This window comes from Pontivivens ytuae (assembly GCF_015679265.1).
GTDB lineage: Bacteria > Pseudomonadota > Alphaproteobacteria > Rhodobacterales > Rhodobacteraceae > Pontivivens > Pontivivens ytuae.
On sequence record NZ_CP064942.1, the window covers coordinates 242,129 to 259,622 of the forward strand.

The following is a 17,494-nucleotide window of genomic DNA, read 5'->3' on the forward strand; positions in this document are numbered from 1 at the left end:
CCGAAGCGTCCAGCATGGGAGAGACGACATGAAACACTTCAAACGCATCCGCTCCGACGTGCCCACCGAGCCGTTCCTGGCCGAGATCGCCAGCGTCGACGACGCCTGGGCCAATGCCACCGGCCGGCAGGAGAAGATCGCCGTGCAGCGCGAGGCCCTCGCCATTCCGCTGCGCGGCCTACGCAAGTCGATGATCCACGGCCGCGCCCGCCGCGACGTGCATGAGAGCCGGTGGACCAGCGGCTCGGTCAACTTCCCCAAGGCCCGCGCCTTCATCGAGGAGGTCGCCGCCGAGCTCGATTGCGACCTCAGCCGGGCGAAGATCGTCTGCCTGCCCGCGGGCCGCCGCGTCTATCCCCACATCGATCGCGGCGAGTACTACCGCCTGCGCGGGCGCTACCACTTCGTCCTGAAATCCTCCGCCGGGTCCTGGCTGAAGGCCGGTGACGAGGAGGTCCGGATGCGCGAGGGCGAGCTCTGGTGGTTCGACAACGACGAGATGCACGAAGCCTTCAACGACGGTGACGAGGACCGGATCCACATGATCTTCGATCTGCTGCCTGTCGCACTGCGCCCGCGGACGGAGGAAGCAGCCCGGAAGGCCCTTGCCGAGCTCGGCGAGGTGGTGTGAGCCCAATCCGACTGCGCCTCCACGGCGTGCGGGCGTTCCCCACAGCGCCCGCACGCCGCATCACAACACAAGACCGCCTTGCCGAGATCGCCTGACCGCCCCTCCCCCGGCGAGAGCGCCCCGGGCCGCCGTCCGGGGCGTTCGCACGTCTTCCCCTTGATCCCGCGCCCTGAGCCGGGCCAATCTCGCTCGACTGAGAGGGAGGAGCCCGATGATCGACCCCGAAGACGCCGCCTCCGCGCCGACGCGCCAGCTCAAGGGGGCGCTGAACGTGCTCGTCATCGCGGTGTGCCTCGCGCTGTCGGTGGGCCACCTTTATGTGGCGATCTTCCCCGAGCTGTCGGAATACACACGCAACGTGCTGCACTTCGCGGGCTTCGCCTTCCTCGCCGCAATCCTCTACCCCGTCCTGCCACGGGAGTACTGCAAGACGAACCCGGTCTTTCTCACCGCCGATATCGCGCTGGGGCTGGCCGCCGTCGCCTCCGCCCTGTGGTTCGTGATCTCCTACGACCGGCTGACCCTGCCGGGCTGGGATTTCGGGACGCTCGACTGGATCGCCGGCGGGGTGCTCGTCATCATCGCGACCGAGCTCACGCGCCGCGTCGCGGGGCTGGTGATCCCGGTGCTCATCGTCATCTCGCTGTCCTACGTGACCTTCCTCGGCCCGATGATCGGCGGGATCTTCAGCTTCCGGGGGCTGAGTGCGGAATCCGCCCTCTGGCGCTCGATCTTCAATGACGAGGCGCTGTTCGGCACGATCGCCAGCATCTCCTCGACCTACGTCTTCCTCTTCATCATCTTCGGCAGCTTCCTGATCCGCTCCGGCGCAGGGGAGTTCGTCATCGACCTCAGCCGCGCCATCGCGGGCAAGCTGGTGGGCGGCCCGGGCCTCGTCGCCGTCATCGCCTCGGGCCTGACCGGCACGATCTCGGGCAGCGCCATCGCGAACACCGCATCGACCGGCGTCATCACCATCCCGCTGATGAAACGCGCGGGCTTCCCGCCGAAATTCGCGGGCGGGGTGGAGGCGGCGTCCTCCACCGGTGGGCAGCTCATGCCACCGATCATGGGGGCGGGCGCGTTCGTTATGGCGAGCTTCACCCAGATCCCCTACGAGACCATCGTGGCCGTCGCGGCGCTGCCCGCGCTCCTCTACTTCCTCACCGTCGCGTTCTTCGTGCGGATCGAGGCGAAGCGTCACCAGCTCCCACCGATGGAGGCGCAGGGCCGCACGCTCTGGAGCGCCGTGAAATCCGGCGGAGCGAGCTTCATTATCCCCATCGCGGTGCTGATCTTCCTCCTCGTGTCCGGCTTCACGCCGACCTATGCGGCGGTGATCGGGATCGTGGCCGTCATCGCCTCCTCCTGGCTCACGCAGAACCCGATGGGGCCGAAAGCGGTGTTCGAGGCGCTCGTCATGGGCGCGCGCAACATGGTCATGACCGCCGTGCTGCTCTGCGCCGTGGGGCTCGTGGTCAACGTCATCACCACCGCAGGCATCGGCAACACCTTCTCCCTGATGATCGCGGAGTGGAGCAACGGGAACATCCTGATCGCAATCATCCTCGTGGCACTGGCGAGCCTGATCCTCGGCATGGGGCTGCCGGTGACAGCGGCCTATATCGTTCTGGCCACCCTCTCCGCCCCCGCGCTTGCCGGCATGATCCAGGACCGCGCCGTGGTCGACATGATCGCCGCGGGCAACCTGCCGATGGAGGCGCAGGCGCTCTTCATGCTGTCGGCGCCCGAGGCGATCCCGCTGCTGGCCGAGGCGATGCCGAGGGCCGAGGCGCAGGCCCTCGTGGGCGCCCTGCCGCTGGAGGTCGCCGCCCCCCTGCGCGATCTCGTGGTCCAGCGGGAGGTTGCCGTCGCGGCCCTTCTCAGCGCCCACATGATCATCTTCTGGCTCAGCCAGGATTCCAACGTGACGCCGCCCGTCGCCCTCGCCTCCTTCACCGCCGCGGCCATCGCGAAGTCGAAGCCGATGGCGACCGGCGTGGCGAGCTGGAAGCTCGCCAAAGGCCTCTACATCGTGCCGGTGCTTTTCGCCTACACGCCGTTCCTGTCCGGCGACTGGCTCGCCGCGTTCACGGTCTTCCTCTTCGGGGTGTTCGGGACCTACGCGCTCGCCGGTGCCTTCCAGGGCTGCTACGAGCGGGTGATGGGCTGGCCGGCCCGGGCGATCGGCGCCGTGGCGGGCATCGCCTGCCTCTGGCCAGCGAACCTCACGGCCAATCTGATCGGAGTGGTGATCGTGGTGGCGCTGGTGGCGCTCAATGCGCGGGGCGCGCGCGTGGCGGCCCTCACATAGCCACCCCCGGCCGGGACGGGAGGATCCGGCCGGGGGCGTCCGGGGTGCATCACACCACGACGCACCCCTGTCGAGGGGTCAGGAGCTCGCCGCCTCGATCACTGCCGTGTAGAAATCGCATGCCCCTTCCGTCGTGCCCTCGGCGGTCATCTGCGCCTGACGCTCCTGCATCTGGATGGTCAGTTCCTGGGCGCGGTTCGGATCGGTCTGGGCCAGCGCCTCCAGCGCCAGCGTCGCCTCGGAGGCGAGCGCGTCGGCCTGCTCGGGCGTGCATTCCTGCGCGAGAGCAGCCGTGGCGCCAAGGCCGAGGGTCGCGATCATTGCGATGAAAATCGTCCGCATGATGAAGTCTCCAACGGTTCGTAGTGCCGAGGCGCGCGCTTGGGGCCCAGCCCCATCCTGTAACCCGCGTCCCGGGTGACACCTCTCGTGTCGAGGTGGAACGTGGCCCCGGCGCACCACACCCGCAATTTCAACTTGAAGTTGTAGCGCGCAGTTGAAATGTGATCGGCGGTGTGAAGCGCAAAACGGCCGATTTGGGCCATTTGCCGCCCGCCGGGGTCACGCCCGGCCAGGCCCCGACACGCAACGGCCTGCCGGTTTCACCTGCTCGGCAAGGCCCCGCGCAGGGGCAACGCTCAATCCTGGGAGGCCAGCGGCGGCCCCTCGCCGCCCAGCACCACCTCGAGCGGCATCTCGAAATTGTCGAAGAAGAGCCAGATCGGCGTGACTTCACCCGGCAGCGTGTCGAGCTCCTCGAACCGCAGGAACAGGCCGCCCGGCTCCAGGTCCAGCGCATGGCCCGGCGGGATCGCGATCTCGAACACCTCCACCGGCTGCTCGTTCACCGTGCCGTAGACGAAGCCGTCCTCGCCGTCCGGCCCGTCCATGCCGTAGAGCGTGATCGGCACGTCCCCCACGTTGTAGATGATGCCGTAGAGGTTCCACGCCTCGTCCCCATCCGCATGCAGCTCGGCGTTCACCACCGAGATGCCGATCTGCAGCTCCTGCGCACCGACCTGAGAGGCGAGCAGGAGGCAGACGAGGAGGGGGAGAACCGCCCTCACCGCCCGCGGATATGCGGGTCCAGCGCATCGCGCAGACCGTCGCCAATGTAGTTGACGCTGAGAACCGTGAGCGACAGCACCAGCCCCGGCCAGAACACCCGCGCGGGCGTGAGGTCGAGGAAGTCCTTCCCGTCGAAGAGGAGCCGCCCCCAGGTCGGGAAGTCCGACGGAAAGCCGAGGCCGAGGAAGCTCAGCGCGCTCTCCGTGATGATCGCCGTCGCGATGCCCAGCGTGGCGCTCACCATGATCGGGCTCAGCACGTTGGGCAGGATATGCCGCAGGATGATGCGATAGGCGGGCGTCCCGATAGACTTCGCGGCCAGCACGAACTCCCGCTCCTTCAGCGCGAGCACGTCGCCGCGCACGATGCGCGCGGTCTGCATCCAGCTCGTGATCCCGATGATGAAGACGACGAGCAGGAAGATCCCCGCCTCCGGCCCGAACATCGTGCGCAGCGTGTCGCGGAAGAGCAGAATGATGACCAGCAGCAGCGGCAGGATCGGCAGGGCGAGGAACAGGTCCGTCAGGCGCATCAGCGGCCCGTCGAGTCGGCGGAAATAGCCCGCCATCACCCCGATCAGCGTTCCGAGCACGATGGCGATGCCCATCGCGGTCACCCCCACCAGGAGGGAGACGCGGCCCCCCTGCATGACCTGCGCGAGCACGTCGCGGCCCAGGTTGTCCGTCCCCATAGGATGGGTCCAGGACACCGGCGCGTTGCGCGCCCGGAAATCGAGATAGGTCGGATCGATCGTGTGGATGTAGGGCCCCACCGTCACCATCAGCACGATGAAAGTGAAGACGAAGAGCCCCGCCATCGCCCCGCGGTGGGCAGTGAACTGGCTCCACACATCCCGCGCCAGGGTGCGCGGACGATCCTCCACCGCCTCGACGGCAGCCTCGGCGGTCATGCGGGTCTGGTCACTCATAGCGGATCCTCGGGTCCAGGATGCCGTAGAGGATGTCGGCGATCAGGTTGAAGAGCACGATGAGGATCGCGAAGATGAAGGTCAGCGTCTGCACCAGCGGGATGTCCGCCCCCTGGATGCCGATGATCAGGAGCTGCCCGATCCCGTTCACGCGGAAGATCTGCTCGGTGATGATCGCCCCGCCGAAGATCGTGGGGATGTTGAGCGCGATCACCGTAACCACCGGGATCATCGAGTTGCGCAGCACGTGGATCCAGACCACCACCCGCTCGCCCAGCCCCTTCGCCCGCGCCGTGCGCACGTAGTCCGCACTCAGGTTGTCGAGCATCGAGGCCCGCATGTAGCGGCTGAGCTGCGCGGCCGTGGCCAGCGCCAGCACCATGGTCGGCATGATCATCTGCTGGATCTGGAACACGAAGCTGTCCCAGTCCGTCACCCGGTGGTTCGTGTCGTAGATCGAGGGGAACCAGCCGAGGTTGACCGAGAACACCACGATGAACACCAGCCCGGTGAAGAAGGTGGGGATCGAGAAGCCCACCATGCTCACGAAGGTGCCGATCTGGTCGAACCAGGAATACTGCCGGTAGGCCGAGATCACCCCGATCGGCACCGCGATGATCACCGCGATCACCTGCGACATGCCCACCACCCACAGCGTCTGCGGCAGCCGCTCGATGATGAGGTCGACGACCGGCGAGCGCGTTGCCCAGGACGTCACCCTGAGCCGGTCGCCGTCGCCGAACTGCCAGCCGGTCCAGCCCTCGATCAGGTTCAGCGGCTCGTTGATGAAGAACTGGTTGAGCCAGAGGAGATACCGGATCGCAAACGGTTCATCGAGGCCCATCGAGGCGCGGATCTGCTCCCGCACCTCCGGCGGGATGGTCAGCGGCAGGTTGCCCGTCGGATCGGACGGCGCAAGGTCGAGGATGGCAAAGATGATGAAGCTGATGGCCAGGAGCGTCGGGATCGCGAAGAGCAACCGTCTGATGGTATATGCAAACATCGGCGTTCCGGGTCATGAGCTTGGGTGAGGGAAGCGGCGGCGCACCGCCGCTCCGGTTCTTGGCTGCGACCGCCCCGGACCTGATCCGGGGCCTCCCCGTAGCGGGGAGGTCCCGGCGCAGGGCCGGGACGGCCGGGTCTCAGATCACTCCGCGCGGGACCAGTCAGCGATGTTCCACAGCTCGCTGTCCCACTCGTTCATCAGCACGCCTTCGAGGCTCGCGGCCTTCGCCGACACGCCGCCACGGTGCACCAGCGGGATGATCGCGCCCGCATCCATCAGCATGTCGTTCATCTGGATCGCGAGGGCGGCCCGATCCTCCAGCGCCGCGGTCTCGCCCATCTGCTCGACCAGCGCATCGTATTCCGGCGTGCAGAAGCGCGGCATGTTGGAGCCGAGCCACTGGTTCTCCGGGCTCGGGATCTCGTTACAGGCCCAGTTGGCCATGTACCGCTCCGGGTCCGTGCCGTCGAAATTGTTGGTGTACATCTCCAGATCGGCGAAGAACTTCTGGAAGGTGTCCGGGCTCGACTGGTCGCCGCCGAAGAAGACGGAGGCGTCGATGTTGCGCAGCTCCGTCTCCACGCCGATCTGCTCCCACATCTGCTTGAGGAACGCCTGCGTGCCCTGCCGCACCGAGTTGGTGGAGGTCTGGAACAGCACGCTCAGACGCTCGCCATCCTTGGTGCGCACCCCGTCGGAGCCCATCTCCCAACCCGCCTCATCGAGCAGGCGGTTCGCCTCCTCCGGGTTGTACTCCAGGCACCAGTCGTTGTTGGTGGAGGCATAGATCTCCGGCGCCGGCAGAACGTTGCAGGTCGGACGCCCCGCATCGCCGTAGCCCGCTTCCACCAAGATCTCGCGGTCGATGGCGAGCGACAGCGCCCGCGTCACGGCCGGATCCGTCAGGAAGGGGTGCGGATGGGCGAGCGTCGCCCGCTCCTCACCCAGTGCCGGATCCGGATCGGTGAAGTTGACCATGATCCGCTCGACCGAGGTGCCGAAGGCGGAGACCAGCTCACCCTGCCCCGCAGCCGCCATCTGGCGCAGGATCTCGGGCTCGACCTGCAGGTTCCAGGCGTAATCGAACTCGCCCGTCTCCAGCACGGAACGCGCGGCGGAGGCCGCATCGCCGCCGCCCTTGAAGTTCACGGTGGCAAAGGCGGGCTTTGCCGGATCGCGGTAGTTCGCGTTCGCCTCGAAGGTCGCGACGTCGTTCGCCTTGAAGTCGGTCACGACGAAGGGGCCGGTGCCGATCGGGGCGAAGTTCTCGTCGGTGCAGGTCGGCGCCCGCTCACCGAGGCAGTTCTCGAACTGGGCCTTCTGGATGATCGGGGACTGCGCGCCCACGAACGGACCGTAGGGGAAGGGCTTCGGGACGCTGAACGTGATGCGGATCGTGCGATCGTCGACCGCCTCCACGCTCTCGACGTCGGTGTAGTTGGAGAGCTGCGCACAGCCGCCCGCGGGGTCGGTGCAGTACTGCCAGCTGAAGACCGCGTCCTCCGCCGTCAGCGGGGTGCCGTCCGACCACGTGATCCCTTCGGAGATCGTCCAGGTGATCTGCGTCAGGTCCTCGGACACGCCGCCGTTCTCGACCGTCGGGATCTCGTCGACGAGCCAGGGCACCATGTTGCCGACCTCGTCGTAGCGCGCGAGCGGCTCGATCACGAGGGAGGCGGCCTCCAGCTCCTTGGTCCCGCCGGACAGGTAGGGGTTCAGGATGGAGGGCGCCTGCCAGTAGATGATGTTCAGTTGGCCGTCGCTGGCCCGCTCGGCCTGCGCCGCGGTCGCGGCGACCAGCGCCGTGGCGCTAGCGAGGAGGGTCGTGAGCTTCATAGCTGTTCTCCGTGTTGGACTTCGATTTTATCGTTATCGCGCAATGGGCTTGCGTCTTGTTCTTGATCAACCAGGTGGCAGGCCGTGACATGGCCCTTCGTATGCTCTCGGAACTCGGGGACCACCTCGCGGCAGATATCCATGACCTTGGGGCAGCGCGTGCAGAAGTTGCAGCCCTTGGGCGGGTTGGCAGGGCTCGGCACGTCGCCTTCGAGGATGATGTGGCGCCGCGTCGCCTCGACCTGCGGGTCGGGCACCGGCACGGCGGACAGGAGCGCCTGCGTGTAGGGATGCCGCGGGCGCGCATAGAGCGCGTCGCGCGGGGCGAGCTCCACGATCTTGCCGAGATACATAACCGCCACCCGCGTCGCGAGGTGACGCACCATGCTCAGGTCGTGCGAAATGAAGAGGTAGGTGAGCCCCAGCTTGCGTTGCAGATCCTCCAGCAGGTTCACGACCTGCGCCTGGATCGACACGTCGAGCGCTGCGATCGGCTCGTCACAGACGATGAATTTCGGGTTGAGAGCGAGCGCCCGCGCGATCCCGATGCGCTGCCGCTGCCCGCCGGAAAACTCGTGCGGATACCGATCGGCATAGCGGCGGTTCAGCCCCACCGCGTCCATCAGCTCACGCACGCGCGCCAGCCGGGCCTTGGCATCCATATCCGTATGCTCGCGCAACGGTTCGGAGATGATGTCGGCCACCGTCATACGCGGGTTGAGCGAGGCCTGCGGATCCTGGAAGATCATCTGCATCTGCGGTCGCGCCTTGCGCAGCGCACCTGCATCGAGGGCCGCCACGTCCACCCCGTCGATGACCACGGAGCCGTCCGTGGGATCGTAGAGCCGCAGGATCGCCCGGCCCGTCGTGGACTTCCCGCAACCGCTCTCGCCCACCAGGCCCAGCGTCTCGCCCTCGTGGATGTCGAAGGAGAGGCCGTCGACCGCCTTCACCTCACCCACCTTGCGCCGCAGGATCCCCTTGTGGATGTCGAAATACATCCTCAGGTCGCGGACCTCGACGAGCTTGCGCGGGCTGGCCTCAGACATTGCGCGGCTCCCCCGTCGCAGGATCCCACCAGCAGGCAACGTCGTGCTGGTGTCCGACATCGAGACGCACCGGATTTTCCGTCATGCAGCGCCCGAAGGCATTGGGGCACCGCTCCGCGAAGGCGCAGCTCGAGGGATGCGCGTCGAGCTGCGGCGGCTGCCCCTCGATCGTGGTCAGCCGCTCGGTCCGCGTGCCCTCGACACTCGGCAGCGTCTGCAACAGCGCACGGGTATAGGGATGCTGCGGCCGGGCGAAGAGCTCGCCCACCGGGGCCTGCTCCACGATCTGGCCGCCATACATCACCATGACCCGGTCCGCGATCCCCGCAACGACACCCAGATCATGCGTGATCCACACGATCCCCATGTCGAGCTTGCGGCGCAGATCCTTAATCAATTCCAAAATCTGCGCCTGGATCGTGACGTCGAGCGCCGTGGTCGGCTCGTCCGCGATCAGGAGCTTCGGATCGCAGGCAAGTGCGATGGCGATCATCACCCGCTGGCGCATCCCGCCGGAGAACTGGTGCGGATAATCGCCCAGCCGCCGCTCCGCATCCGGAATGCCCACCAGCTTCAGGAGCTCCGCCGCACGCCCCCGCGCCGCACCCTTGCCCATCCCCATATGCTTGCGCAGCCGCTCGGTGATCTGGCGCCCGACGGTGAACACCGGGTTGAGCGAGGTCATCGGGTCCTGGAAGACGAAGCCGACCTCGCGCCCGCGCAGCGTCAGAAGCTCCCGCCGCTTCATCCGGCGCACGTCGCGCCCTTCGAACAGCACTTCGCCCGAGACGACCTCCGCCGCACCCGGCAGCAGGTTCATCAGGCTCATCATGGTCACGGACTTGCCGGAGCCGCTCTCCCCCACCACGCCCACCAGCTCACCCGGCGCGACGGAGAAGGAGACGGAGTTCACGGCATGGACGTCGCCGGAACGGGTGTGGAAAACGGTCTTCAGATCCGCCACATCGAGCAGCGGCGCGGGGCCATCGCGCATATATCAATCCTGTCCGCTGCCGGTCATCCCAAGCTCTGCGGCGGGCTTTCAGTCGGCGTTAACAAAACTAGACGATGTTTCCCCGCGTCGCGCAAGGCATGAAACAGCTTCTGCGCGAGGAGGCGTGCGAGCGTTGCGCCAAAGCGGGCAATGATGCCGGTTGCGGCATTGTGCCCCCCCTCTCATGCCCATCGGCCGGAAAACGACGCCATCTCATAAGGGCGACACGCCCCGAAGCGCCCCGTCACGGATTAAACCGAAGCCGGAAGACCTTGCACGCTCCTCCGCCCACGTGACCGTATCGCGACAGCAAAACCTAGCCGCCCTTCAGCATCAAAACCCCAACCGCAATCGTTCCCAAACCGTCACGCAAACCGGTTAACCAGTTGAAACGAGCCCGCTGCCCGCCTGCGTCGATTTGCAGCGGGGACGTGACTTTCTGTTGCAATGCGCCCCGCTCGCCCCGAGTGTGTGGCACCCCTTCTCCACTGCGGATCCCTGCCATGACCCAACGCTACAGCGCGCGCGACATGCTGGAACGGCTGGTCTCGTTCCCGACCGTGAGCCGGGACACCAACCTGCCGCTGATCGACTTCGTGGAGGAGTATCTGGCGGATCTCGGCATCGCCAGCGTGCGCACCCCGGACGAGACCGGGCAGAAGGCCAGCCTGCACGCCATCGTCGGCCCCGAAGTGGAGGGCGGCGTCATCCTCTCAGGCCACACCGACGTGGTCCCGATCGACGGGCAGGACTGGTCCTCGGATCCCTTCACCCTGACCGAGCGCGACGGCAAGCTCTACGGCCGCGGCACCTGCGACATGAAGGGCTGGCTCGCTCTGTCGCTCGCCGCCGTGCCGCGAATGCTGGAGAGCGATCTGAAGCGCCCCGCGATCCTTGCCTTCTCCTATGACGAGGAGGTCGGCTGCCTCGGCGCCCCGCCGATGATAGCGCGCATCGCCTCCGAACTCCCGCAAGCCGCCGCCTGCATCGTGGGCGAACCCTCGATGATGAAGATCGTGGATGGCCACAAGGGCATCGCCGGCCTCCAGGTCGACGTCCGCGGGTTCGAGGTGCATTCCTCGCTGGTCCATACCGGCGTCTCCGCCATCATGACCGCCGCCCGCCTCATCACCTGGCTGCATGAGCAGATGGCCCGCAACGCCGCCACCGCCCTGCCCGAGAACGCGGCCTACGAGCCGCCCTTCACCACGCTGCATTCCGGCATGATCTCCGGCGGGACGGCCCACAACATCACCGCGAAGGATTGCCGCTTCTCGGTGGACATCCGCGCGGTGCCCAACGAGCCCGTCGCCGACTGGGTCGCCCGCTTCCGCGCCGAGGCCGCAACGGTCGAGGCCGAAATCCAGGCGATCCGCCCCGAGGCGAAGATCACCGTGACCGAGCGCACGACCGCCCCGGGCCTCGTCCCCGAGGAAGACGGCGCCGCCGAAGCCCTCGTCCGCCGCCTCACGGGCGAGAACGCGACGGGCAAGGTCGCCTACGCCACCGAGGGCGGCCAGTTCCAGGACGGCGGCTTCTCCACCGTGATCTGCGGCCCCGGCTCCATCGAACAAGCCCACCAGCCCGACGAATACCTCTCCGTGGAACAGCTCGCTGCGGGCGAGGCCTTCATGGAAAAGCTGGTGGCCGAACTGGCGCGCTGAGGGTTGATACCAACCCGGACCTGATCCGGAGCCGCTCTGAACGAAGCGGTCCCGGCTCTACGGCCGGGACGGTAGGACAATCTTGAAACCGCCCCGGGCTCGACCCGGGGCCGTTCTCATCAAAGCGGTCCCAGCTCTTCGGCCGGAACGGTAGGGTACATCGAAACCGTCCCGGCCCCAGAGCCGGGACCGTTCACCGCCCCTTAACCGCGGTCGCCGACCCTCAACACGTGACCCGCTACGTCTACATCCTGGCCACCCGCCCCCGCGGCCCGATCTACATCGGCTCCGCCGCCGATCTGCAGCGGCGGATGGAACAGCATCGCACCAGCCACGCCGGCGCCCACACCAGCCGCTACAACATCCGCACGCTGGTTTGGTTCGAAGCGCATGTGGACGCGGTCGACGCCCTCCACCGCGAACAACGCCTCAAGCGTTGGCGCCGCGCCTGGAAAGACGCCCTGATCGAGGAGACGAACCCCGACTGGCGGGATCTCTCCCACGACATCCCTTTCGAGTAATGACAACCGTCCCGGCCGAAGAGCCGGGACCGCTTCGTTCTGAAAGACCCCGGATCAAGTCCGGGGTGATTCCAAGAAAACGCCAGCGTCACCAGCTCGACCCGGGATCGCCCTCCCTACAACACCTACCGCACCCAACCAAACGCAAGCAGCGGCAGCGCAGCTCTAGCCGTCCGCACCATCCGGTCCACGACCTCGCCGGACATCCATACCTCCCGCTCAAGATCCTCTCGGATCAGGAAGCTCTTCAGCTTCACGTAGTCCGCCAGCGGGTGGTCCTTCTCGTCCTGGAAGCCGCGCGGCATCGCGGTCAGCGCGTTGGTCCGGTCCAGCGGAAAGCCCGCGGCCTCCAGCCCGCCCAGCATGTCGCGAAACGCCGCGTCCTCCTCCAGGATCCGCCGCCGGATCGGCTCCAGCCGCTTGGGCGTCAGCGCGTGGTAGCCCGCGGCCATGAAGCCGCCCGCCGCATCGATCTGGGCATAAACCACGCCGTAGGCTTCCCGCTTCTCGCCCGAGGGCGTCAGCATCCCCGACACGCTCGTCTTGTAGGGCGTCTTATCCTCCGAGAACCGGGTGTCGCGCTGCAGCCGGAACATCGTGCGCTTGCCGCCCGACAGCTCCACGCCGTCCTCCGACAGCGCCTCGGAGGCCGCGCCGAGCATCCGGGCGAACGGCATCTCCAGCGCATCGCGGTGCCGGTCCCGGTGCGCCTTGTACCACTCGCGGTTGTTGTTCGCGGCGAGCTCCTCGAGAAACCCGAAGCTCTCTGCGGTGAAGCCCGGCGCCTCCCCCACACTCAGGCGCCGACGTCGAGGGCGAGGGCGTGGACCGGGCCTGCCATCTCGTCCTTGAGGACCGCGTAGATCTTCCGCTGGGCCGCCACGCGGCTGAGCCCGGACAGCGCCTCGGCCCGCATCCGGACCCGGAAATGGCTCTGCCCGCCATCGGGCGCGCCCGCGTGACCGGCGTGAAGATGCGACTCGTCGACCACCTCCAGCTCACGCGGGGCAAAATTCTCCCGCAATTTCATATCGATGCGATCTGCCACACGCAAAATTGGCCTCCTGCCGCCTCGCGGCTCTTCACCTTGCCGCTCATAGGTCTAAACTGACCGACCTTGAGTCGGAAGCGTCCGCCTGAGAGAGGTCCCCATGGCACGGAAGAACCCGTTCGATTTCGACATCTCCGTCTCCGCCGACAAGCGGCGCCGGGCGAAGTCGCGCGGGCAGTCGGGGGCCGTCAATTCCTCGACCAAGCAATGCGACCACGCGGGCTGCGAGAAGCCGGGCCTCTACCGCGCGCCGAAAAGCCCCGAGCGGCTCGACGAGTACTTCTGGTTCTGCAAGGAGCATATCCGCGAGTACAACCTCAAATGGAACTTCTTCGAGCATCACAGCGAGGAGGAATTCGAGGAGCAGATCGAGCGCGACCGCGTCGGCGAGCGTCCCACCTGGTCCTTCAAGACGGGCGCGGAGAAGGCCAAGACCCACTCCCATGCCGAGGGCCGCGCCTGGGCGCGCTTCGGCTATGACGACCCCTATGAGGTGCTGGGCGAGAACGCGACCCGCAACCCCGCGGCCGCCCCCGACAAGCCGCGCCGCCGCAAGCTGCCCCCGACCGAGCGCCGCGCGCTCGACATCCTGGGCGCAGAGGACACGCTTACCAAGTCGGAATTACGCAAGGTTTACAAAAGCCTCGTAAAGGATCTTCACCCCGACATGAACGGCGGCAAGCGCGACGACGAGGACCGCTTGCAGGAGGTCGTCTGGGCCTGGGACCAGATCAAGGGCTCCCGCTCCTTCCCTGACTGAGCGACAGCCAGGGCGCAACCTTCATCCTGTTCAAGACGTTACTCGACCGCGGAGCCGGCGGGCGCTAGACCAGCCGGTGCTCAAACCGGGGCTCAAACGTGGAGGTCGCATGAACCCGCTTCGGATCGTGACGCGCATGCTGGCGCTGGTCTCGCTGCTCTTCCTCGCCGCCTGTGCCAGCGGCCCGGTCACCGAACTGCCCCCGGCCGAGGAGCCCGAGATCGCGGCGCTGACGCAGGAGATCCGCAGCCTCGCCCCCGATGTCGACCCGGACGAGGCCGCGCGGGCCGCCCGCATCTCGCTGCAGTACCCCCGCCAGCTCGCCCTGCAATACGGGGTCACCGACCCGCCGCTGCGCCACAACATGCTGGTGAACATGGGGCTGCGCGACCGCGGCCTCTGCTGGCACTGGGCCGATGACCTGCAGGCCCGGCTGGAGGAAGAGAACTTCCGCACCCTCACGCTCCACCGCGCGATCGCCAATGCCGACAGCCGCTGGCGGATCGACCACAGCACGGTGATCGTCAGCGCCCGCGGCGAGGGCCTCTTCGACGGCATCGTCCTCGACCCCTGGCGCAATGGCGGCCTGCTCCACTGGTCGCCGGTCACCGAGGACCCCGAATATGTCTGGGTGCCGCGGCAGGAGGTCTTCGCCGAACGGATCCGCCAGCTCGAGGCCGAGGGCCGCCCGGTCCCGCAAGGGTAACGCTACTCCGAAGGCAGCCCGCCTCTACGCCCGGATACGCGCCATCTCCTCTCGGGACGGCAGATGGCCGATGTTCGCCTCGACCCGGCCCGAGCCGTGGAGCCCGATCCAGACCGGCGCCGCCCGCCCGTCCACATAAACCGACCGCATCCGCCTCCCCATTGCCCGGCCGCCGCCCCATGGCTAGCGTGGCGGCACACGCCCCGCCCGACACCAAATCTCCCGAGCCCTCCCATGTCCAAGTCCCGAAAGCTGCGCGCGGCCTTCAAGGCCATCTTCGAACCTGCCATGAGGGAGGCCGGCTACGACGTCGCCTACCCGAACTTCTGTCGGGCGGAGGGCGAGGTTCTGCACCTCGTCATGGTGCAGCCCTGGACCTATGGCGGCGCTTTCACCATCGAGTTCGGAGTGCAGCGCGGTCCCTTCCACAACGGGAACGACGAGCTCGTCCCGCCCGAGACGCTCGAGGTCGACTACCTCCCGCTGCCCAGCCGCGCCCGCCTCGGCCCCGGCGAGGCGCAACCGAAGCGGGACCGCAGCCCCTCCCCCGACCACTACGCCTATGCGCGCATCGCCGACGATCGCGCCGCCCTCGACGAGCTGATGCGCGAGGTTGCCGGCCACATCCCCCAGATCGACGCCTGGCTGCGCGACGGGACGGTCAGCCCGAACATCCACCCCTACGACTGAGCCGCGATCGTTTCCGCATCGGTCCACGATCCGTGGACAATCTGTTGGATTGTTGACCGGGTGACAGGCCGCGGGGTTCGCCCCATCTTCCCGGTCATCGACGAACCCAACAGGAGTTATCCGATGTCCCTGCGTTCCCTGGCTCTCGCCACTGCGCTCACCGCCGCCCCCTTCGCCGCACAGGCGTGGGAGGTCGACATGTCCCACACCCAGGTGACGTTCGAGGTCAGCCATCTCGGCTTCTCCACCATGAGCGGCCGCTTCACCGAGTTCGAGCCCGAGGTCTCCTTCGACCCCGAGGACATCGAGGCGACCGAGATCAGCTTCGTGATCGACGCGGCCTCGATCGACACCGGCTGGAAAGCGCGGGACGAGCATCTGAACCGCTCCGACTTCCTGAACACCGGCGAGTATCCGGAGATCACCTTCACCTCGACCTCCGTCACGCAGACCGGTGAGAACACGGCCGACGTGACCGGCGATCTGACCATGCTCGGCCAGACGCAGGAGGTCACGTTCAACGCGACGCTCAACGCGCTCGGCCCGTTCCCCTTCAACCCGGAGATGCAGATCGCGGGCTTCACGGCGACGGCTGACGTCGATCGCACCGCCTTCGGCATGGGCTTCGGCGCGCCGGCGATCCCGGCCGTGATCCCGGTGACGGTGAACATCGAGCTCACCAACCAGGAATGATCGATCCCGCGGGGGCCCGTCGCGGCCCCCGCCCCTGATGGAGGGACGCGCGATGCAGATCATGAACACGACCGCCCGCTGGGGCTGGATGAGCAAGGCGATCCACTGGATCACGGCGATCCTGATCGTCTGGCAGCTCGGCTACGGCGTCTGGATGACCAACTTCCTCGCCGACCCGCTGGACCAGTTCGCGGCGACCCAGGTGCACAAGAGCTGGGGCTTCGTCGTCTTCGTCCTCGCGGTGGCGCGCGTCATCTGGCTGCTGGTCTCGGGACCCCGGCCCGGCCTGCCCGCGGACACCCCGCGCTGGCAGAAGCGTGCGGCCCATGCGAGCCACGCGGTGCTTTACTCGATGATCTTCATCCTGCCGCTGTCGGGCTGGGTGATGAGCGCCGCCTCGCCCCTGCAGGACCTGCTCGCGATCGAGAACATGGTCTTCGGCGCCTTCGCGATGCCCGACCCCTGGGTGCCCGGCGTGGAATGGGTGGAGAACGTTGCCCATTTCGTCCACTTCTGGTCCGGCATCCTGCTCGGCGTGGTTCTCGTCGCCCATATCGGCGCCGCGCTACAGCACCACTTCAAGGAGAAGGACGACGTCCTGAAACGCATGACGGTGGGGTGATCGGGCTTCGGGGAAATCATCCAGCGGACGATTTCGCCCGATTACGGGCCGAGCCCCGGACGAACGCCGCCCGGCCTGTCAACCGGGCGAACCTAGTCCCCTCCCCCTCGCGGGGGGAGGGTTAGGGAGGGGGGGCATCCCGCGCGGCACATTCACTTCGAAAAGCTACCGCCCCGGACCCGATCCGGGGCCGTTCCCTACAGACCCAAACGATCGCAAACATCCCAGCGCCGCCAGCCCCCGGGGCTCAGCGCGGCTCCCCGAACCGATCCGCCACCAGCGCCTTCAGATCCTCAGCCAGCGCCTCGGCCTCGGGCCCGCGGCACTCCACCTCGATCGAGGTGCCCGGCGCAGCCTCCAGCATCAGGAGGTCCATGATCGAATCGCCCGCGACCACCTGGCCGTTCCGCGCCACGGTGGCCTGGGCATCGCGCGCCTCCACGCACTCCACGAACCGGGCGGAGGCGCGGGCGTGCAGGCCCTTTTCGTTCACGATGTCGAGGGTCAGGCGCACCATCAGGCGACGCGGGCGGGGGCCTTGGGCGTCGGGGGCGTCGCGGGGCTGCGCCGCGCATCGAGGCAGCGCCGCCCGGTGTCGAGCGCCGCGTTCACGGCCACGCGCCGGTCGCGGTGCCGCGACTTCGCGAGTTGGACGAGCAGCGGCATGTTCGCACCGTAGATCACGTCCATCTCCCGCCGCGTGCAGGCCTTCATCGCGAGATTAGAGGGAGTCGAGCCGATCAGGTCGGTCACCAGGACGACGCCGTCGCCCGTGTTCACCGCCTCGGTCGCAGCGCAGATCTCATCCTGCCGAGACGTGAGGCTGTCCTCCGGCCCGACCGAGATGGCGCGCACCCCGTCCAGTTCTCCGACCACATGCTGCAGCGCGGAAAGATATTCCTTGGCAAGGCCTCCATGGGCCACGATGACGATCCCGAACAACCCGGTCTCACCCTTGCTT

21 protein-coding genes are annotated in these 17,494 nt (G+C 67.4%); 9 read left to right on the forward strand and 12 right to left on the reverse strand.

Annotated elements, in window-relative coordinates:
- The first annotated feature begins 28 nt into the window (after positions 1-28).
- Positions 29-631, forward strand: coding sequence for an aspartyl/asparaginyl beta-hydroxylase domain-containing protein (locus tag I0K15_RS01005; RefSeq protein WP_196103601.1), 603 nt, complete (start codon positions 29-31; stop codon positions 629-631).
- Between the two features lie 211 nt (positions 632-842).
- The gene (locus I0K15_RS01010; protein ID WP_196103602.1) at positions 843-2,945 is read left to right on the forward strand and encodes a TRAP transporter permease; all 2,103 of its coding nucleotides are present in this window, start codon (positions 843-845) and stop codon (positions 2,943-2,945) included.
- 78 nt (positions 2,946-3,023) lie between these two features.
- Here the strand turns inward: I0K15_RS01010 and I0K15_RS01015 are convergent, their stop codons facing one another.
- The 7 genes from I0K15_RS01015 to I0K15_RS01045 form a co-directional block, all read right to left on the reverse strand.
- Positions 3,024-3,287: a hypothetical protein gene (locus I0K15_RS01015; protein WP_196103603.1), complete on the reverse strand. Its 264-nt coding sequence runs from the start codon at positions 3,285-3,287 to the stop codon at positions 3,024-3,026.
- Positions 3,288-3,583: 296 nt separating this feature from the next.
- Complete coding sequence (locus tag I0K15_RS01020) at positions 3,584-4,012, reverse strand: copper chaperone PCu(A)C (protein ID WP_196103604.1); 429 nt, start codon at positions 4,010-4,012, stop codon at positions 3,584-3,586.
- A complete protein-coding gene (locus I0K15_RS01025) occupies positions 4,009-4,941 on the reverse strand; it encodes an ABC transporter permease (protein WP_422393999.1) in 933 nt (310 codons plus the stop codon). Before I0K15_RS01025 ends, I0K15_RS01020 begins: the two co-directional genes overlap by 4 nt.
- A complete protein-coding gene (locus I0K15_RS01030) occupies positions 4,934-5,944 on the reverse strand; it encodes an ABC transporter permease (RefSeq protein ID WP_196103605.1) in 1,011 nt (336 codons plus the stop codon). The genes I0K15_RS01025 and I0K15_RS01030 overlap by 8 nt, the downstream gene beginning before the upstream one ends.
- 144 nt (positions 5,945-6,088) lie before the next feature.
- Positions 6,089-7,783, reverse strand: a complete 1,695-nt coding sequence (locus I0K15_RS01035; RefSeq protein WP_196103606.1) for a peptide ABC transporter substrate-binding protein — start codon at positions 7,781-7,783, stop codon at positions 6,089-6,091.
- A complete protein-coding gene (locus I0K15_RS01040; protein ID WP_196103607.1) occupies positions 7,780-8,832 on the reverse strand; it encodes an ABC transporter ATP-binding protein in 1,053 nt (350 codons plus the stop codon). Before I0K15_RS01040 ends, I0K15_RS01035 begins: the two co-directional genes overlap by 4 nt.
- Positions 8,825-9,826, reverse strand: a complete 1,002-nt coding sequence (locus I0K15_RS01045; protein ID WP_196103608.1) for an ABC transporter ATP-binding protein — start codon at positions 9,824-9,826, stop codon at positions 8,825-8,827. Before I0K15_RS01045 ends, I0K15_RS01040 begins: the two co-directional genes overlap by 8 nt.
- A gap of 503 nt (positions 9,827-10,329) precedes the next feature.
- Between I0K15_RS01045 and argE the strand changes: the two genes are divergently transcribed.
- Together argE and I0K15_RS01055 are read left to right on the forward strand one after the other, a co-directional pair.
- Positions 10,330-11,490 carry an acetylornithine deacetylase gene (gene argE / locus I0K15_RS01050; protein WP_196103609.1) on the forward strand — a complete coding sequence of 387 codons (1,161 nt, stop codon included), beginning with the start codon at positions 10,330-10,332 and terminating at the stop codon, positions 11,488-11,490.
- Between the two features lie 230 nt (positions 11,491-11,720).
- On the forward strand, positions 11,721-12,011 hold the full coding sequence (locus tag I0K15_RS01055; protein ID WP_196103610.1) for a GIY-YIG nuclease family protein: 291 nt from the start codon (positions 11,721-11,723) through the stop codon (positions 12,009-12,011).
- Positions 12,012-12,136: 125 nt separating this feature from the next.
- Here the strand turns inward: I0K15_RS01055 and I0K15_RS01060 are convergent, their stop codons facing one another.
- Positions 12,137-12,805, reverse strand: coding sequence for a DUF2461 domain-containing protein (locus I0K15_RS01060; RefSeq protein WP_196103611.1), 669 nt, complete (start codon positions 12,803-12,805; stop codon positions 12,137-12,139).
- Positions 12,806-12,807: 2 nt separating this feature from the next.
- Entirely contained in the window at positions 12,808-13,041 is a 234-nt protein-coding gene (locus I0K15_RS01065) for a BolA family protein (protein WP_196103612.1), read from the reverse strand.
- A gap of 121 nt (positions 13,042-13,162) precedes the next feature.
- Between I0K15_RS01065 and I0K15_RS01070 the strand changes: the two genes are divergently transcribed.
- Together I0K15_RS01070 and I0K15_RS01075 are read left to right on the forward strand one after the other, a co-directional pair.
- Positions 13,163-13,822, forward strand: coding sequence for a J domain-containing protein (locus tag I0K15_RS01070; RefSeq protein ID WP_196103613.1), 660 nt, complete (start codon positions 13,163-13,165; stop codon positions 13,820-13,822).
- 109 nt (positions 13,823-13,931) lie between these two features.
- A complete protein-coding gene (locus tag I0K15_RS01075) occupies positions 13,932-14,528 on the forward strand; it encodes a hypothetical protein (protein ID WP_196103614.1) in 597 nt (198 codons plus the stop codon).
- A gap of 24 nt (positions 14,529-14,552) precedes the next feature.
- Here the strand turns inward: I0K15_RS01075 and I0K15_RS21145 are convergent, their stop codons facing one another.
- Positions 14,553-14,678 carry a hypothetical protein gene (locus tag I0K15_RS21145; protein WP_277882908.1) on the reverse strand — a complete coding sequence of 42 codons (126 nt, stop codon included), beginning with the start codon at positions 14,676-14,678 and terminating at the stop codon, positions 14,553-14,555.
- 84 nt (positions 14,679-14,762) lie between these two features.
- Here I0K15_RS21145 and I0K15_RS01080 point away from each other — a divergent pair, with 84 nt between their 5' ends.
- The 3 genes from I0K15_RS01080 (at position 14,763) to I0K15_RS01090 (ending at position 16,533) form a co-directional block, all read left to right on the forward strand.
- Positions 14,763-15,218: a DUF4304 domain-containing protein gene (locus I0K15_RS01080; protein ID WP_196103615.1), complete on the forward strand. Its 456-nt coding sequence runs from the start codon at positions 14,763-14,765 to the stop codon at positions 15,216-15,218.
- A gap of 123 nt (positions 15,219-15,341) precedes the next feature.
- Complete coding sequence (locus I0K15_RS01085; RefSeq protein ID WP_196103616.1) at positions 15,342-15,911, forward strand: YceI family protein; 570 nt, start codon at positions 15,342-15,344, stop codon at positions 15,909-15,911.
- A gap of 52 nt (positions 15,912-15,963) precedes the next feature.
- Positions 15,964-16,533 (forward strand): cytochrome b, encoded by a 570-nt coding sequence (locus tag I0K15_RS01090; protein ID WP_196103617.1) that lies wholly within the window; start codon positions 15,964-15,966, stop codon positions 16,531-16,533.
- 247 nt (positions 16,534-16,780) lie between these two features.
- On the opposite strand, the gene I0K15_RS01095 is transcribed toward I0K15_RS01090, so the two are convergent.
- Both I0K15_RS01095 and I0K15_RS01100 read right to left on the reverse strand, forming a co-directional pair.
- A complete protein-coding gene (locus I0K15_RS01095; RefSeq protein ID WP_196103618.1) occupies positions 16,781-17,050 on the reverse strand; it encodes an HPr family phosphocarrier protein in 270 nt (89 codons plus the stop codon).
- Positions 17,050-17,475: a PTS sugar transporter subunit IIA gene (locus I0K15_RS01100; RefSeq protein WP_196103619.1), complete on the reverse strand. Its 426-nt coding sequence runs from the start codon at positions 17,473-17,475 to the stop codon at positions 17,050-17,052. The genes I0K15_RS01095 and I0K15_RS01100 overlap by 1 nt, the downstream gene beginning before the upstream one ends.
- Between the last annotated feature and the right edge of the window lie 19 nt (positions 17,476-17,494).

Bases quoted from the DNA above. Each gene is read 5' to 3' on its own strand.
- I0K15_RS01005 (WP_196103601.1), top strand. From the start codon at position 29: ATGAAACACTTCAAACGCATCCGCTCCGACGTGCCCACCGAGCCGTTC.
- I0K15_RS01065 (WP_196103612.1), bottom strand. From the start codon at position 13,041: ATGAAATTGCGGGAGAATTTTGCCCCGCGTGAGCTGGAGGTGGTCGAC.
- I0K15_RS01030 (WP_196103605.1), bottom strand. From the start codon at position 5,944: ATGTTTGCATATACCATCAGACGGTTGCTCTTCGCGATCCCGACGCTC.
- I0K15_RS01095 (WP_196103618.1), bottom strand. From the start codon at position 17,050: ATGGTGCGCCTGACCCTCGACATCGTGAACGAAAAGGGCCTGCACGCC.
- I0K15_RS01070 (WP_196103613.1), top strand. From the start codon at position 13,163: ATGGCACGGAAGAACCCGTTCGATTTCGACATCTCCGTCTCCGCCGAC.
- I0K15_RS01080 (WP_196103615.1), top strand. From the start codon at position 14,763: ATGTCCAAGTCCCGAAAGCTGCGCGCGGCCTTCAAGGCCATCTTCGAA.
- I0K15_RS01025 (WP_422393999.1), bottom strand. From the start codon at position 4,941: ATGAGTGACCAGACCCGCATGACCGCCGAGGCTGCCGTCGAGGCGGTG.
- I0K15_RS01090 (WP_196103617.1), top strand. From the start codon at position 15,964: ATGCAGATCATGAACACGACCGCCCGCTGGGGCTGGATGAGCAAGGCG.
- I0K15_RS01085 (WP_196103616.1), top strand. From the start codon at position 15,342: ATGTCCCTGCGTTCCCTGGCTCTCGCCACTGCGCTCACCGCCGCCCCC.
- I0K15_RS01035 (WP_196103606.1), bottom strand. From the start codon at position 7,783: ATGAAGCTCACGACCCTCCTCGCTAGCGCCACGGCGCTGGTCGCCGCG.
- I0K15_RS01015 (WP_196103603.1), bottom strand. From the start codon at position 3,287: ATGCGGACGATTTTCATCGCAATGATCGCGACCCTCGGCCTTGGCGCC.
- I0K15_RS01010 (WP_196103602.1), top strand. From the start codon at position 843: ATGATCGACCCCGAAGACGCCGCCTCCGCGCCGACGCGCCAGCTCAAG.
- I0K15_RS01045 (WP_196103608.1), bottom strand. From the start codon at position 9,826: ATGCGCGATGGCCCCGCGCCGCTGCTCGATGTGGCGGATCTGAAGACC.
- argE (WP_196103609.1), top strand. From the start codon at position 10,330: ATGACCCAACGCTACAGCGCGCGCGACATGCTGGAACGGCTGGTCTCG.
- I0K15_RS21145 (WP_277882908.1), bottom strand. From the start codon at position 14,678: ATGCGGTCGGTTTATGTGGACGGGCGGGCGGCGCCGGTCTGGATCGGG.
- I0K15_RS01040 (WP_196103607.1), bottom strand. From the start codon at position 8,832: ATGTCTGAGGCCAGCCCGCGCAAGCTCGTCGAGGTCCGCGACCTGAGG.
- I0K15_RS01075 (WP_196103614.1), top strand. From the start codon at position 13,932: ATGAACCCGCTTCGGATCGTGACGCGCATGCTGGCGCTGGTCTCGCTG.